15 protein-coding genes and 1 other RNA gene are annotated in these 15,798 nt (G+C 55.7%); 5 read left to right on the forward strand and 11 right to left on the reverse strand.

Annotated features, from left to right (window positions below; genetic code table 11):
- Window positions 1-11: 11 nt before the first annotated feature.
- Window positions 12-590, reverse strand: coding sequence for a YecA/YgfB family protein (locus SOM48_RS10475; RefSeq protein WP_023480800.1), 579 nt, complete (start codon window positions 588-590; stop codon window positions 12-14).
- Window positions 591-817: 227 nt separating this feature from the next.
- Here SOM48_RS10475 and zapA point away from each other — a divergent pair, with 227 nt between their 5' ends.
- The 3 genes from zapA to SOM48_RS10490 all read left to right on the forward strand — a co-directional run bounded on the left by zapA (window position 818) and on the right by SOM48_RS10490 (window position 1,991).
- Complete coding sequence (gene zapA / locus SOM48_RS10480) at window positions 818-1,147, forward strand: cell division protein ZapA (protein WP_023480874.1); 330 nt, start codon at window positions 818-820, stop codon at window positions 1,145-1,147.
- 42 nt (window positions 1,148-1,189) lie between these two features.
- Window positions 1,190-1,373, forward strand: a non-coding RNA gene (ssrS, locus tag SOM48_RS10485) — 6S RNA.
- Window positions 1,374-1,394: 21 nt separating this feature from the next.
- Window positions 1,395-1,991 carry a 5-formyltetrahydrofolate cyclo-ligase gene (locus SOM48_RS10490; RefSeq protein ID WP_139567805.1) on the forward strand — a complete coding sequence of 199 codons (597 nt, stop codon included), beginning with the start codon at window positions 1,395-1,397 and terminating at the stop codon, window positions 1,989-1,991.
- Window positions 1,992-2,035: 44 nt separating this feature from the next.
- On the opposite strand, the gene serA is transcribed toward SOM48_RS10490, so the two are convergent.
- Window positions 2,036-3,268 (reverse strand): phosphoglycerate dehydrogenase, encoded by a 1,233-nt coding sequence (serA, locus tag SOM48_RS10495; protein WP_076769179.1) that lies wholly within the window; start codon window positions 3,266-3,268, stop codon window positions 2,036-2,038.
- A gap of 265 nt (window positions 3,269-3,533) precedes the next feature.
- The gene (rpiA, locus tag SOM48_RS10500) at window positions 3,534-4,193 is read right to left on the reverse strand and encodes a ribose-5-phosphate isomerase RpiA (protein WP_023480899.1); all 660 of its coding nucleotides are present in this window, start codon (window positions 4,191-4,193) and stop codon (window positions 3,534-3,536) included.
- A 162-nt stretch (window positions 4,194-4,355) separates the two neighbouring features.
- Here rpiA and argP point away from each other — a divergent pair, with 162 nt between their 5' ends.
- Entirely contained in the window at window positions 4,356-5,249 is an 894-nt protein-coding gene (gene argP / locus SOM48_RS10505) for a DNA-binding transcriptional regulator ArgP (RefSeq protein ID WP_023480875.1), read from the forward strand.
- Between the two features lie 39 nt (window positions 5,250-5,288).
- Here the strand turns inward: argP and SOM48_RS10510 are convergent, their stop codons facing one another.
- From SOM48_RS10510 to tkt, 8 genes are all read right to left on the reverse strand, one after another.
- Complete coding sequence (locus SOM48_RS10510; RefSeq protein WP_054803585.1) at window positions 5,289-6,038, reverse strand: oxidative stress defense protein; 750 nt, start codon at window positions 6,036-6,038, stop codon at window positions 5,289-5,291.
- A 93-nt stretch (window positions 6,039-6,131) separates the two neighbouring features.
- On the reverse strand, window positions 6,132-6,767 hold the full coding sequence (argO, locus tag SOM48_RS10515; RefSeq protein WP_289743829.1) for an arginine exporter ArgO: 636 nt from the start codon (window positions 6,765-6,767) through the stop codon (window positions 6,132-6,134).
- A 138-nt stretch (window positions 6,768-6,905) separates the two neighbouring features.
- Entirely contained in the window at window positions 6,906-7,766 is an 861-nt protein-coding gene (gene mscS, locus SOM48_RS10520) for a small-conductance mechanosensitive channel MscS (RefSeq protein ID WP_139965687.1), read from the reverse strand.
- 188 nt (window positions 7,767-7,954) lie between these two features.
- Complete coding sequence (gene fbaA / locus SOM48_RS10525) at window positions 7,955-9,034, reverse strand: class II fructose-bisphosphate aldolase (protein ID WP_023480871.1); 1,080 nt, start codon at window positions 9,032-9,034, stop codon at window positions 7,955-7,957.
- 86 nt (window positions 9,035-9,120) lie between these two features.
- On the reverse strand, window positions 9,121-10,284 hold the full coding sequence (gene pgk / locus SOM48_RS10530) for a phosphoglycerate kinase (RefSeq protein WP_023481068.1): 1,164 nt from the start codon (window positions 10,282-10,284) through the stop codon (window positions 9,121-9,123).
- Window positions 10,285-10,331: 47 nt separating this feature from the next.
- Entirely contained in the window at window positions 10,332-11,351 is a 1,020-nt protein-coding gene (gene epd, locus SOM48_RS10535) for an erythrose-4-phosphate dehydrogenase (RefSeq protein ID WP_076769180.1), read from the reverse strand.
- 412 nt (window positions 11,352-11,763) lie between these two features.
- Window positions 11,764-12,513, reverse strand: a complete 750-nt coding sequence (locus SOM48_RS10540; protein ID WP_139965685.1) for a phage antirepressor KilAC domain-containing protein — start codon at window positions 12,511-12,513, stop codon at window positions 11,764-11,766.
- 231 nt (window positions 12,514-12,744) lie between these two features.
- Window positions 12,745-14,736, reverse strand: a complete 1,992-nt coding sequence (gene tkt / locus SOM48_RS10545; protein WP_320511898.1) for a transketolase — start codon at window positions 14,734-14,736, stop codon at window positions 12,745-12,747.
- A 277-nt stretch (window positions 14,737-15,013) separates the two neighbouring features.
- On the opposite strand from tkt, the gene loiP reads away from it, so the two are divergent.
- A complete protein-coding gene (gene loiP, locus SOM48_RS10550; protein ID WP_042713594.1) occupies window positions 15,014-15,772 on the forward strand; it encodes a metalloprotease LoiP in 759 nt (252 codons plus the stop codon).
- Window positions 15,773-15,798: the final 26 nt, after the last annotated feature.

Consider the following 15,798-nt stretch of genomic DNA (forward strand, 5'->3'; position numbering starts at 1 on the left):
TAAAAAACTAATTAGTGTAGTGTGGGCTTGCGCACTTCCGGTGCGGTCGGCTGCTGGCGCGTGAAGGTATCGTGGCAGAGCAGCGCCGCAACGCGGACATACTCAATAATCTCTTCCAGAGACATCTCCAGCTCTTCCTGATCTTCGTCTTCGTCGTAGCCCAGCTGCGCAATGTTGCGCAGGTCATCAATCGCTTCGCCGGTTTCACCGGTCACTTTGTCGAGCTTCGGCTGCGAGACGCCCAGCCCCAGCAGGAAGTGATTCACCCAGCCTGCCAGCGCATCGGCGCGGTCGAAGACGCTGACGTCGTCGCCTTCCGGCAGGTAGAGCTGAAAGAGAAAGCCGTCATCTTCCAGCGAATCGCTGGTGGCGGCATGCATTGCACGCAGCGCCTGGGCAAGCTCGTGGCCGAAGGCCAGCCCTTCGTTGGTTAAATCATGCAGCAGCGGCTGCCATGAGGTGTCTTTGTTGCCGCCGCAGAGCATCCCCGCGATCAGCCCATGCATTTCAGCAGGATGCAATCCAACGCCTTGTTGGTTGAGTAACTGGCCTACTTCCTTGTAACCAGGTATTTCGTTCTGTATAGACATGCGCATTCGTCGTCGTTGGGGGAAATATTCATGGTATGCTACCACTTTGGACCCTGGTGATATACCCGTGATGGTTCACGTTACATGCCATTGCATGTACGCGGATTACTTAAGGTATAGACGTAAAATAGTTGAAAGTACTGACCAGGGTCGCTTATAGTGTCGCCCCTTCGCAGCCCAGGGCTCGAATGCGAAGGCAGAGCGCAGTCAAACAGCAGGAAGGTGGCATGTCTGCACAACCCGTCGATATCCAAATTTTTGGCCGTTCACTCCGCGTGAACTGCCCGCCTGAGCAGATAGATGCGCTGAATCAGGCTGCGGAAGATCTGAATCAGCGGTTGCAAGATCTGAAGGTTCGCACTAGAGTCACAAATACTGAGCAGTTGGTGTTTATCGCCGCGCTGAATATCAGCTACGAGCTTGCTCAGGAAAAGGCAAAAACCCGTGATTACGCCGCCAGCATGGAGCAGCGTATTAAGATGTTACAGCAGACCATTGAACAGGCTTTACTTGATCAGGGTCGCATAACGGAAAGACCGGGGCCGAAGTTTGAATAATACTTCAAGGTCAACTATGGTAGATTGACAGTGAAGTTAAAAAATTCTCTGAGATGTTTGCAAGCGGGCCAGTCCCCTGAGCCGATATTTCATACCAACAGAGTGTGGCGATCCATGGTTGGTGAGCATGCTCGGTCCGTCCGAGAAGCCTTAAAATCATGACGACACATTCACCTTGAACCAAGGGTTCAAGGGTTACAGCCTGCGGCGGCATCTCGGAGATTCCCCTCTTCTACCAGTAACGACCATGACGCAACTGCCCGATTCACTTCCGTCACGACAAGCAATTCGCAAACAGATTCGTCAACGCCGACGAGAAATCACCAGCGCCCAGCAGCGCCAATTCGCTGAACAAGCCGCACTGCGCATGATGGCCTGGCCTCCTGTTGTCATGGCACACAGCGTTGCTCTGTTTCTCTCCTTTGACGGCGAGCTCGATACACAACCGCTGATCGAACAACTGTGGCGAAGCGGCAAACGCGTTTACCTTCCCGTATTACACCCTTTCAGCCCCGGCAATCTGCTCTTTTTGCACTACCATCCGCGCAGCGAACTGGTGACCAATCGTCTGAAAATTCAGGAGCCGAAACTGGATGTGCGTGATGTGCTTCCACTTAGCCAGCTCGATGTGCTGATCACGCCGTTAGTCGCCTTTGATGAACAGGGGCAGCGCCTCGGCATGGGCGGCGGGTTCTACGACAGAACGCTGCAAAACTGGCGCGCGTATGGCGTGCAGCCGGTTGGTTATGCCCATGATTGCCAGCGCGTAGAGAAGTTGCCTGTAGAGGAGTGGGATATTCCGCTGCCTGCGGTGATCACGCCGTCAACGGTGTGGGAGTGGTAAGCGTTTGTTCCCCTCCCGGACGGGAGAGGAACAGCTAACGCAACTTAGAACAGCAGACGGGAACGAATGGTGCCCGGAATCGCTTTCATGCTCTGTAGCGCGGTCTGCGCAACCTCTTCTTCCGCTTCGATATCAACCACTACATAGCCCATATGCGGCGTAGTTTGCAGATACTGCGCCGCAATGTTGATGTTCTGGCTGGCAAAAATCTGGTTAAGCGCCGTTAGCACGCCAGGACGGTTTTCATGGATATGCAGCAGACGACGACCGCCGTGCAGCGGCAGGGAGACTTCTGGGAAGTTTACCGCCGAGAGCGTTGAGCCGTTATCGGAGTACTTAATCAGCTTACCGGCAACTTCCAGGCCGATATTCTCCTGCGCTTCCTGCGTTGAACCACCGATGTGCGGCGTCAGGATAACGTTATCAAACTCGCAGAGCGGCGAGTCGAACGGATCGCTGTTGGTCGCCGGTTCGGTCGGGAAGACGTCAATCGCTGCGCCCGCCAGGTGCTTACGCTTCAGGGCATCGCACAGCGCCGGAATATCAACCACCGTGCCGCGTGCGGCGTTGATCAGCAGTGCGCCCGGCTTCATCAGCGCCAGTTCCTCTTCGCCAATCATATTTTTCGTTGAGGCGTTTTCCGGCACGTGCAGGCTGACCACGTCGCTCATGTTCAGCAGATCGGAGAGATGCTGCACCTGCGTGGCGTTGCCGAGCGGCAGTTTGTTCTCGATATCGTAGAAGAAGACATTCATCCCCAGCGATTCAGCAAGAATACCAAGCTGCGTACCAATGTGACCGTAGCCAATGATGCCGAGCTTTTTGCCGCGCGCTTCATAGGAGCCGACCGCCAGCTTGTTCCAGATACCGCGGTGCGCTTTGGCGTTCGCTTCCGGAATGCCGCGCATCAACAGCAGCAGTTCGCCGATCACTAACTCCGCAACGGAACGGGTGTTGGAGAAGGGGGCGTTAAAGACTGGTACACCGCGTTTGGCTGCTGCTTCCAGGTTCACCTGGTTGGTGCCGATACAGAAACAGCCGATGGCGACCAGTTTTTCCGCCGCGGCGATGACATCTTCAGTCAGTTGAGTACGGGATCGCAGGCCAATGAAGTGGGCGTCGCGGATGGACTCTTTCAACTGCTCGCTGTCCAGTGCGCCCTTGTGGAATTCGATGTTGTTATAACCCGCCGCGCGGAGGCTTTCGACCGCTTTCTGGTGCACCCCTTCGACGAGCAGAAATTTAATCTTGTCTTTCTCCAGTGATACCTTTGCCATTTACCCGACCCTGTTTTATGTCTGACTGTGATGTTGTGCGGAGGAAAACCGCGTTAGCCAACATATCAAAAAAAACTATCGCGGCAATATGAACGTTTGCGTCGCCGCTCTGAAGAAATGTCATCCAGCGGGAAATGGCAGAGAAAAATGCTGGAAAAGCAGAAGCTCGCGGCAGGGATGCGAGATGAAGGGGAAAAACGTGACAGATATCACCGAATTTAACGATGTCAGATTTTTACCGGGAGACCGCTGCCTCCCGGTCAGATCATTTCACGATGGTTTTGACGCCATCCGGGGTGCCGATCAGCGCCACGTCAGCCCCGCGATTCGCGAATAAGCCCACCGTGACCACACCGGGAATATTGTTGATGGTGTTCTCCATCGCGATGGGATCGAGAATTTCCAGACCATAGACATCAAGGATGACGTTGCCGTTATCCGTCACCACATTCTGGCGATACTCCGGGCGGCCGCCCAGCTTGACCAGCGTTCGCGCGACCGCACTGCGCGCCATTGGGATCACCTCAACCGGTAACGGGAATTTACCGAGGATCGGCACCTGCTTTGAGGCATCTGCGATACAGATAAACTTATCCGCGACTGAAGCAATGATCTTCTCGCGGGTCAGCGCCGCGCCGCCGCCTTTGATCATCTGCATCTGGTCGTTGATCTCATCCGCGCCGTCGACGTAGATCCCCAGGCGATCGACCGCGTTAAGATCGAAAACGGTGATGCCTAAGCTTTTCAGCTTCTCGGTGGAAGCATCTGAGCTGGAAACCGCGCCCTCAATCTGCCCTTTCATGGTACCCAGCGCGTCAATAAAGTGTGCCGCGGTGGAGCCGGTACCTACGCCGACGATGGTGCCGGGTTCAACATAGTGAAGTGCTGCCCAGCCCACTGCTTTTTTGAGTTCATCCTGCGTCATGGTCGTTCGCCTGTGGTGTGAAATTTCAGGCGCATTATAAATAGGCTCTGCCGAAAAGTCCCTGTGACCTGTGTCACAATACGCGACAACCATTTTCGTCTGCCACGACGGGAAATTTATGTCATAGTGCGAAAGACTATTTTTCAGGAGATTGCCCGAGCAATGAAACGTCCGGATTACAGAACACTACAGGCACTTGATGCAGTCATTCGTGAACGTGGGTTTGAGCGTGCTGCGCAAAAGCTCTGTATTACTCAATCCGCCGTGTCACAGCGTATCAAGCAACTGGAGAACATGTTCGGGCAGCCATTGCTGGTGCGTACCGTACCGCCGCGCCCCACCGAGCAAGGGCAAAAGCTGCTGGCGCTGTTGCGCCAGGTTGAGCTGCTGGAAGAGGAGTGGTTGGGCGACGAGCAAACCGGTTCTACGCCGCTGCTGCTGTCGCTTGCGGTCAACGCCGACAGTCTGGCAACATGGCTGCTGCCCGCGCTGGCGCCGGTGCTGGTCGACTCCCCGATTCGCCTCAATTTGCAGGTGGAAGATGAAACCCGCACCCAGGAGCGTCTGCGTCGCGGTGAAGTGGTTGGCGCGGTGAGTATTCAGCCTCAGGCGCTGCCAAGCTGCCTGGTGGATAAACTGGGCGCGCTCGATTACCTGTTTGTCGGCTCAAAAGAGTTTGCCGAACGCTACTTCCCCAACGGTGTGACGCGTTCCGCGCTGCTGAAAGCGCCTGCGGTGGCGTTTGACCATCTCGACGATATGCATCAGGCCTTTTTGCAGCAATATTTCGATCTGCCGCCCGGCAGCGTTCCCTGCCATATCGTTAACTCATCGGAAGCCTTTGTGCAGCTGGCGCGCCAGGGAACGACATGCTGCATGATCCCACATCTGCAAATCGAAAAAGAGCTGGCGAGCGGTGAGCTTATCGACCTGACGCCGGGCCTGCTGCAGCGACGTATGCTCTACTGGCACCGCTTTGCGCCGGAAAGCCGGATGATGCGCAACGTCACCGACGCGCTGCTGGCGTTCGGTCATCGGGTACTGCGACAGGATTAAGAGAGACCCTCTCCCCGAATGAGGAGAGGGACGCCAGCGTTACTTGGCGGCTGGCGTTGATTGTGGCTGTTGCTGCGCCTGATTAGGCTCAATCTGGAAGACTACATCGACCTGATCGTCAAACTGGATGGTTGGCTGTTCGTAGGTCTCCTGCGCCGCAGACTCCGCTGGCGCATCGGCCTTCATCATGCGCACCATCGGGCTCGGCTGATAGTTAGAGACATGGTAACGAACGCTGTAGACCGGGCCGAGTTTGGCATTAAAGCCGGCAGCCAGCTGCTGCGCCTGACGGGTTGCGTCATCAATTGCCGCTTTACGGGCTTTATCCTTAAAGGACTCCGATTGCGCAACGCCCAGCGAGACGGAGCGGATTTCGTTCAGACCCGCCTTCAGCGCGCCATCAAGCAGTGAGTTAAGCTTATCCAGCTCGCGCAACGTCACTTCCACGGTGCGCACAGCGCGATAGCCTTTCAGAATGCTTTTGCCATTCTGGTAGTCATAATCGGGCTGGGTACGTAAGTTCGCTGAGTTGATATCTTTACGGGCGATGCCGTTTTGCTCAAGGAAGCTCAGGTATTGCGCAACGCGATCGTCCGCCTGCTTCTTGGCTGAGGCCGCATCTTTCGCGGCGACGTTCACTTCAATCGCCAGGGTGGCGATATCGGGGGTCGCATCCACGCTTGCCGTACCCGTTGTGACAATGTGCGGGCCATCCGGCAATTCACTGGCCTGTACCGCCATTGCGCTGAAACCCACCATCGCCGCCAGGGCTATCACTTTACGTTTCACAGGTACTCCTCCATGTTACTCAATTACGTCCCGTTGGACGGACGCCTGGCAGCAAGCTTAGCCACTTACGCCTGATTGTCCATCGGACTTACCTTAACTGAATAATCCTTGCAAATGGTTAACACCTTCCACCGCCAGTTTCAGCGCGATAAACCACATCACCAGGCCGACCAGACTATTGATAACCCGCTGCGCCGTGGCGGTGCGCAAACGCGGCGCGAGCCAGGCGGCCAGCAGCGCCAGGCTGAAGAACCAGAGAAAAGAGGCGCTGATGGTGCCGAGGGCAAACCAGCGCTTCGGCATCTCCGCTAACTGCCCGCCAAGGCTACCGAGCACCACAAAGGTATCGAGATAGACATGGGGATTGAGCCACGTAACGGCCAGCATGGTGGCGATGATCTGCCCACGCCCCTGGCGAAGCGTTTCTGCATTTTCCAGATCGATATCACCGGCAAAGGCGGTTTTCAGCGCGCCAAAGCCGTACCACAACAGAAAAAGTACTCCGCCCCAGGTCACCAGCGCCAGCAGCCACGGCGACTGCATCAATAACGCACTACCGCCAAATACCCCGGCGCAAATCAGCGCAACGTCGCTCAGAGTGCAGAGCAGCGCCGTCATGAGATGATACTGCCGACGAATGCCCTGGTTCATGACGAATGCGTTTTGCGGCCCCAGCGGCAAAATTAAAGCAGCACCCAGCATAAGCCCTTGTAAATAATAAGATAACACGTCAAATATCCATTCGATTTATTGCAGGAAGCTGACTATAACGCGCGTGGATTATTAGGTGAAATTGATAATTTTAATCCGTCATTAACCAGCTAATGACGACAGCGATAAAAAAGGCCGACAGTGTCGGCCTTGTGCTTACTCGTCAGGTTGCTCTTTAACCCGTTTTAAATTCACATCCATTTGCGGGAACGGGAAGCTAATCCCTTCCTCATCGAAACGGCGCTTGATGGTCTCCAGTACATCCCAGTAGACGTTTTGCAGATCGCTACTTTTACTCCAGATACGCACCACAAAGTTGATCGACGACGCGCCCAGCTCGTTGAGGCGTACTGTCATCTCGCGATCTTTGATGATGCGGTCATCGGCCTGGATAATCTCGTTCAGAATACGTTTGACCTGGTCGATATCCGAATCATAGGCCACACCGATAATCAGCTCGTTACGGCGCACCGGCTCGCGGGAGAAGTTAATGATGTTGCCCGCGATGATTTTACCGTTCGGGATGACGATAATGCGGCCATCCGGCGTGCGCAGGGTGGTCGAGAAAATCTGCACCTGCAATACCGTGCCGGCAACGCCGCCCAGATCAACATACTCGCCAGAGCGGAACGGACGGAAGGTCACCAGCAGCACGCCCGCCGCGAGGTTGGAGAGCGACCCTTGCAGCGCCAGACCAATGGCCAGGCCGGCGGCACCGAGCACCGCGATCACCGACGCCGTTTGTACGCCGACGCGCCCCAGCGCAGCAATCAGGGTAAACGCGATAATACCGTAGCGAACCAGTGCGGAGAGGAAGTCCGCAACGGTGGCGTCAATGTGTCTTGCACGCATCACACGGTTAATGGCGTTCGAAATAACGCGCGCCACAATCATACCGACGATGATAATGGCGATCGCCGCCACGATATTTACGGCATAGCTCAACAGCAGCGCCTGGTTATTTACCAGCCAGGAGCCCGCGTTGTTGATGCTATCGACAACGTGAAGATCTTCCATATTGTGCTTCCTTCTATTGTTCCAAAACGGAAAAAACGCCCCTTGCCAAAAGGACAGCCCCCTAAAGGGTAAACAAAAAGAGGCGCTTTCGCCAAATAGTTAACATTCGCGGGCGAATAGCAGCTTATTGAATTCGCAATAAAAAAGGCCCGCAAAGTGCGGGCCTTTTCGGAAAAGAGCGGCGTAAATTACAGAACGTCTACCGCGTTCAGCTCTTTAAATGCCTGCTCCAGACGCGTCACCATGCTGGTCTGCGCTGCACGCAGCCATACGCGCGGGTCGTAGTATTTCTTGTTCGGCTGGTCTTCGCCTTTCGGGTTGCCCAGCTGGCTCTGCAGGTAGCCTTCGTTATCTTTGTAGTACTTCAGAATACCTTCCCAGGTTGCCCATTGGGTATCGGTATCGATGTTCATTTTGATAACGCCGTAGCTTACGGAGTCTTTGATTTCCTGAGCAGAAGAGCCGGAACCGCCGTGGAACACGAAGTTCAGGCTGTTGTGCGGCAGGTTATGTTTCTTAGAAACATACTCCTGAGAGTCGCGCAGGATAGTCGGGGTCAGTTTAACGTTACCCGGCTTGTAAACACCGTGAACGTTACCGAAGGAAGCCGCGATGGTGAAACGCGGGCTGATGGCGTTCAGCTTGGTGTAAGCGTAGTCCACGTCTTCCGGCTGGGTGTAGAGAGCAGATGCGTCCATATGGCTGTTGTCGACGCCATCTTCTTCACCGCCGGTGCAGCCCAGTTCGATCTCAAGGGTCATGCCCATTTTGGACATGCGCTCCAGGTACTTAGAGCAGATCTCGATGTTTTCTTCCAGAGACTCTTCAGACAGGTCGATCATGTGAGAAGAGAACAGCGGTTTGCCGGTAGCAGCGAAGTGTTTTTCACCCGCGTCCAGCAGGCCGTCGATCCACGGCAGCAGTTTTTTCGCGCAGTGGTCAGTGTGCAGAATAACCGGCACACCGTAGTGTTCTGCCATCTGGTGAACGTGATGCGCGCCAGAGATAGCACCCAGAATAGCCGCGCCCTGAGGAACGTCAGTTTTCACGCCTTTGCCCGCGATGAACGCAGCGCCGCCGTTGGAGAACTGTACGATTACCGGTGCGCGAACTTTCGCAGCGGCTTCCAGAACGGCGTTGATGGAGTCAGTGCCCACGCAGTTAACTGCTGGCAGAGCGAAGTTGTTTTCTTTAGCTACCTGGAACACTTTCTGAACGTCATCACCGGTGATCACGCCAGGTTTTACGAAATCAAAAATTTTAGACATGTTACGTAGTCCTGTATCTTTGGCCTGGAAAAATGCGTGCCTTATAGCGCGCTGAAATTAAGGCGGGTTACCCCGCCCTGCTGATCTTACTGCTTAGCGCGCTCTTCGAGCATGGCTACTGCCGGCAGAACTTTGCCTTCCACGAATTCGAGGAATGCGCCGCCGCCAGTGGAGATGTAGGAGATCTTGTCAGCGATACCGAACAGATCGATAGCAGCCAGCGTATCGCCGCCGCCTGCGATGGAGAACGCGTCGCTGTCAGCGATGGCGTTCGCCACGATTTCAGTACCCTTACGGAAGTTCGGGAACTCAAAGACGCCAACCGGACCATTCCACAGAATAGTTTTGGCGTTTTTCAGGATTTCAGCCAGTTTCTGCGCGGAAACGTCGCCCAAATCCAGAATTTGCTCATCATCTTTGATGTCATTAACGGATTTCAGCGTCGCGTTAGCGGTTTCGGAGAACTCGGTCGCCACACGCACATCGGTCGGAACCGGGATATCGCAGGTGCTCAGCAGACGTTTGGCTTCATCAACCAGATCCGCTTCGTACAGGGATTTACCAACGTTATGGCCCTGGGCTGCAACGAAGGTGTTAGCGATACCGCCGCCAACGATCAACTGGTCAGCGATTTTGGACAGGGAATCCAGCACGGTCAGTTTGGTAGAAACTTTGGAGCCGCCAACGATAGCCACCATCGGGCGAGCCGGCTCTTTCAGCGCTTTACCCAGTGCGTCCAGCTCTTCTGCCAGCAGTGGGCCTGCGCACGCGACATCAGCAAATTTACCGACACCGTGAGTAGAAGCCTGCGCGCGGTGCGCAGTACCAAAGGCGTCCATGACAAAGACGTCGCACAGCGCGGCATATTTCTTCGCCAGCGTTTCGTCGTCTTTCTTCTCGCCTTTGTTGAAGCGTACGTTTTCCAGCACGACCAGCTCACCGGCAGCGATTTCTACGCCATCCAGGTAATCTTTTGCCAGGCGAACCGGGTTGGAGAGTTTGTCTTTCAGATAGTTAACTACCGGAAGCAGAGAGAATTCTTCGTTGTATTCACCTTCGGTCGGGCGACCCAGGTGAGACGTTACCATCACTTTCGCGCCCTGTTTCAGCGCCAGTTCGATGGTCGGCAGAGAAGCACGGATACGCGCATCGCTGGTCACTTTCCCTTCTTTAACCGGTACGTTCAAATCCGCACGGATTAGAACGCGTTTACCAGCCAGATCCAGATCGGTCATCTTAATTACAGACATGGTGAATCCTCTCGATGATTCTTAAGTTTTGTAGACACTCGCGTGCCTTACCTGAAACTCACTGCAGCTATTGCTAACGTTGTGTCGAGCATACGGTTAGCAAAGCCCCATTCGTTGTCGCACCACACAAGGGTTTTAATCAGGTGCGAACCACTGACCCGGGTTTGCGTGCCATCGACAATGGCGCTGTGCGGATCGTGGTTAAAATCAATTGAGACCAACGGTAATTCCGTATAGTCAACTATACCATGAAATGTTCCCTGCGCTGCTTTTTGCAGCAACTGGTTGACTTCACTCGCTTTTACCGGCTTTTGCACCGTTACGCTTAAATCAATGGCGGTGACGTTAATGGTCGGTACGCGCACCGCAATCGCTTCGAATTTGTCATTAAACTGCGGGAAAATGCGCGAGATGCCCGCCGCCAGTTTGGTATCGACCGGGATGATTGACTGGCTGGCTGCGCGTGTACGGCGCAGATCGGCATGATAGGCGTCAATCACCTGCTGATCGTGCATCGCCGAGTGGATTGTCGTTACCGTTCCCCACTCAATGCCGTAAGCCTCGTCGAGCAGTTTGATCACCGGAATAATACAGTTCGTGGTGCAGGAGGCGTTGGAGACAAGGTGATCTTCGGGACGCAGCGTCATATGGTTCACGCCAAAGACGATGGTTGCGTCGAGATCGCTGCTGCCAGGATGAGAGAAGAGCACTTTTTTCGCGCCTGCCGCCAGATGGGCTTCGCCATCTTCCCGGCTGCCATAGACGCCGGTGCAATCAAGCACGATATCAACGCCCAGCTCGCGCCACGGCAGCGCAGAAATCTCGCTTTCATGCAGGAGGCGAATGGCATCGTCGCCAATAAATAGCTGCTCCCGCTCCTGGCGCACGTCCCAGGCAAAACGCCCGTGGCTGGTGTCGTACTTCAGCAGATGCGCGATCCCCGCGGCGTCCGCCAGTTCATTGATTGCCACCACGGTGATCTCGGCGCGACGCCCTGATTCGTAGAGTGCCCGAACCACGTTGCGCCCGATGCGACCGAAACCGTTAATCGCTATGCGTAGGCTCATAACTCTCCTGCAAGGCCAGCCCGCCTGAAGTGGATGACAGAGTAATCCAGTCGCCACCAGAGGGGAATCCTCGCCTGCCTGAACTGCGTCTGTTTGGTTATTTGTCGAACATTTAGCCGACTGAAACGCTTCAGCTAGAATAAGCGAAAGCTGGAATAAAAGGAATGATTGTCCAGACGGATTCGCCAGTAATCTGACTTGCATCACATTTTTGCTGGAATAATTGACGGGAAAAGAGAGGTCTAACTGAGGGCCAGAAAAGCGAACGAAGGGGGAAGAAAAGCGTCCTTGCTGGTTTATCAGACGGGAGAGTGTGTTGTGAAGCATTAAACAAGCCGGGCTGATGAGGGCTACTCTGAACCCGTTTCACTCCCCCCACTTCTGCGATAAAACGCCGTGCACTAAACGCGGCTTAAAACCAGCTGCGCTCCGGCACCTGCGGTTCGGTGCGATCCGCGCGCGGCATCTCAACCGGCTGCGCAGAGAGCTCTTTCGCCCACAGATCGGCCACCCATTTGACGCCCTTCGCGGTGAAGCGCGCCTGCGACCAGCTGTGGCTGTTTTCGCCCACGCCGCCATGCACGGTGAAGTAACCCGCATCGATATGGTACTGCGGTGGCATCAGCGCGCCGTTAACCCGCTGCATGATATTGCGCTCCAGCAAAAAGCGGCGGAACTGCGGCTCTTTCACGCGCAGCATTTTGCACAGCTGGCGGAAACCGAGCGACTCTTCAACCCGCACATACTGGTCGAAAAACTCCGCTTTAGGCGCAGTAATGGCAAGCTGCGCTTCCGCACGCTGGCGCTTTTCATACTGCTCCGCCCAGGCGCGTGCCGCCGCGGCAGGATTGGTAAAATCCGGCAGGCCGACGGTTTTTTCGCGCTCCTGCCAGCGATCGAGCATTTCGGCGGTAAAAGCCGGAGAAAGGCGTGAAACCGTCAACAGTGAGTCGCGCTTGTTGAGCAAAAACTCCTGCCGCATTTCGCCCTCGCGCTCGTAAGCATTGGCGCTTACCGGCTGGGAAAGACGTTGCGCAGTTTCCAGGCTTTTAACCATCCGTTTGACTTCGGCATGGGTTACGCCCGTCAGCTTCGCGATTTCGCGGCTGCTGATGGTCGACGCGGCAGCCTGCGAATTGAGGTGTTCACCAGAGATCTGCATGTTCACTCCTTACTCAAACTCACATCAGTTAAGGTGAGGAAATAGTATACAACTTACTGGATAGATATCCAGTATATTTTTTACACATAGATCAAGGGTGCTTTAAGAGCGTTGAGTAAAAAGAGGAGAGCGTGGTGAGGGCATAACGTAGACGTGCCGGAGGGCGATGACGCCTGCTCCGGCACGGAATAGTGCAGACCCGGTAAGCGAAACGCTACCGGGTAATGGGGATTACAGCAGCTCTTTGGCTTTGGCGACCACGTTATCTACGGTGAAGCCAAACTCTTCGAACAGCAGCTCTGCCGGCGCAGACTCACCAAAGGTGGTCATGCCAACAACCGCGCCGTTCAGGCCGGTGTATTTGCACCAGAAGTCGGCGATACCGGCTTCCACCGCCACGCGCGCGCTGACAGCTTTCGGCAGCACCGCTTCACGGTAAGTAGCATCCTGCTTGTCGAAGGTGTCGGTAGACGGCATGGAGACCACGCGCGCTTTCACGCCTTCAGCCGTCAGACGTTCCCATGCAGCAACGGCCAGCTCCACTTCAGAACCGGTGGCGATGAAGATCAGCTGCGGCTGACCGTCACAATCTTTCAGCACGTAACCGCCGCGAGCGATATCCGCCAGCTGCTGCTCGGTACGCTCCTGCTGCGCCAGGTTCTGGCGAGAGAGGATCAGCGCCGTCGGGCCGTCGTGACGCTCAACGCCATATTTCCACGCAACCGCAGATTCCACCTGGTCACACGGACGCCAGGTGCTGACGTTCGGGGTCAGGCGCAGAGAAGCAACCTGCTCAACCGGCTGGTGCGTCGGGCCATCTTCACCCAGACCGATGGAGTCGTGGGTGTAAACCAGCACCTGACGCTGCTTCATCAGCGCCGCCATACGTACCGCGTTACGCGCATACTCGACGAACATCAGGAAGGTGGAGGTGTACGGCACAAAACCGCCGTGCAGAGAGATGCCGTTGGCAATCGCGGTCATACCGAACTCGCGCACGCCGTAGTGAATGTAGTTGCCTGCGGCATCTTCATTGATCGCTTTCGAGCCGGACCACAGGGTCAGGTTGGAAGGCGCGAGGTCAGCGGAACCGCCAAGGAACTCCGGCAGCAGCGGGCCAAACGCTTCGATAGCGTTTTGGGAAGCTTTACGGCTGGCGATTTTCGCCGGGTTGGCCTGCAGTTTGGCAATGAACTCGTTGGCTTTCGCCGCGAAATCTTCCGGCATCTCGCCTTTCATACGACGAGTGAATTCGGCAGCCAGCTCCGGGAACGCTTTCGCGTAAGCGGCGAACTTCTCGTTCCACGCAGACTCTTTCGCCTGACCCATTTCTTTCGCATCCCACTGCGCATAAATCTCAGACGGGATCTCAAATGGAGCGTGTTTCCAGCCCAGCTGTTCGCGGGTCAGCGCCACTTCCGCATCACCCAGCGGCGCGCCGTGGGAGTCGTGGGTACCGGCTTTGTTCGGCGAGCCGAAACCGATGATGGTTTTGCACATCAGCAGCGACGGTTTGTCGGTGACGCTGCGTGCTTCTTCAACGGCGCGTTTGATGGCGTCGGCATCGTGGCCGTCCACACCGCGCACCACGTGCCAGCCGTAGGCTTCAAAGCGTTTTGCGGTATCGTCGGTGAACCAGCCTTCAACGTGGCCGTCGATAGAGATGCCGTTGTCGTCATAGAACGCAACGAGTTTGCCCAGCTTCAGCGTACCGGCCAGCGAGCAGGCTTCGTGAGAGATGCCTTCCATCATGCAGCCGTCGCCCATAAAGGCGTAGGTGAAGTGGTCAACAATGTCATGACCCGGACGGTTGAACTGTGCGGCCAGCGTCTTCTCGGCAATCGCCATACCGACTGCGTTTGCAATCCCCTGCCCCAGCGGGCCGGTGGTGGTTTCAACGCCTGCGGTGTAACCCACTTCCGGGTGACCCGGCGTTTTGGAGTGCAGCTGGCGGAAGTTCTGCAGTTCGGTAATCGGCAGATCGTAGCCGGTGAGGTGCAGCAGGCTGTAGATCAGCATCGAGCCGTGACCATTGGACAGCACAAAGCGGTCGCGGTCAGCCCATGCAGGATTCGTCGGGTTATGGTTCAGGAAATCACGCCATAACACTTCGGCGATGTCTGCCATGCCCATCGGGGCTCCCGGGTGACCGGATTTGGCTTTCTGTACCGCGTCCATGCTCAGCGCACGAATAGCATTGGCAAGCTCTTTACGTGAGGACATTTTGACTCCAGATCGGACTGTTAAGGGCTAATCCCGTAACGACTTGACGACAGCGCGTTTTGGGCTACGCCGGAAAAAAGTGCCAACAATGTAACCCAAGCGGGTAATCATGTACATGGAGCATCCTTTTGCGCTTCAGAAATCTCTGGAAGCCGCTCGCAAGTTGCGCAATCTCCTCGCCCGTCCAACACTCTCTTCTTTATACTGGCGCTCACCGCCCTCTCGTGTAGAAGAACGGCGGAGCAAAAAACGACTCAATCATTGCGGAAGATAATAAATGAAAATTCGCCCAGCCCTCCTTGCCCTGGGAATGACAACCTTGCTTGCCGGTTGTCAGAACATGGATTCAAACGGTTTTCTCAGCTCCGGCGCGGAGGCCTTTCAGGCTTACACCCTGAGCGATGCGCAGGTTATTGCCCTGAGTGACGACGCCTGTAAGCAGATGGACAGCAAAGCTACCATCGCACCAGCAAGCAGCGAATACAGCCAACGCGTGAACAAAATTGCCGCCGCCCTTGGCGACAACATCAACGGCCAGCCGGTGAACTACAAGGTGTATGTCACTAAAGACGTTAACGCCTTTGCGATGGCGAATGGCTGCATCCGCGTCTACAGCGGCCTGATGGATATGATGACCGACAATGAAGTCGAAGCGGTAGTTGGCCACGAAATGGGCCACGTTGCGCTCGGCCACGTGAAGAAAGGGATGCAGGTCGCGCTCGGTACCAACGCGGTGCGCGCAGCGGCAGCCTCGGCGGGCGGCGTGGTTGGTAGTTTGTCCCAGTCGCAGCTTGGTGCGCTCGGAGAAAAACTGGTCAACTCACAGTTCTCCCAGCGTCAGGAGTCGGAAGCGGATGACTACTCTTACGACCTGCTGCGTAAGCGCGGCATTAACCCGGTCGGTTTAGCCACCAGCTTCGAGAAACTGGCGAAGATGGACCAGGGCCGCCAAAGCTCAATGTTTGACGATCACCCGGCTTCAGAAGCCCGTGCCCAGCACATTCGCGACCGTATGGCCGCAGACGGCATCAAGTAATCAATAAAGGAGGCGCTTGCCTCCTT

It is taken from the genome of Kosakonia sp. CFBP8986 (genome assembly GCF_034044935.1).
In the GTDB taxonomy this organism is placed as follows: domain Bacteria; phylum Pseudomonadota; class Gammaproteobacteria; order Enterobacterales; family Enterobacteriaceae; genus Kosakonia; species Kosakonia cowanii.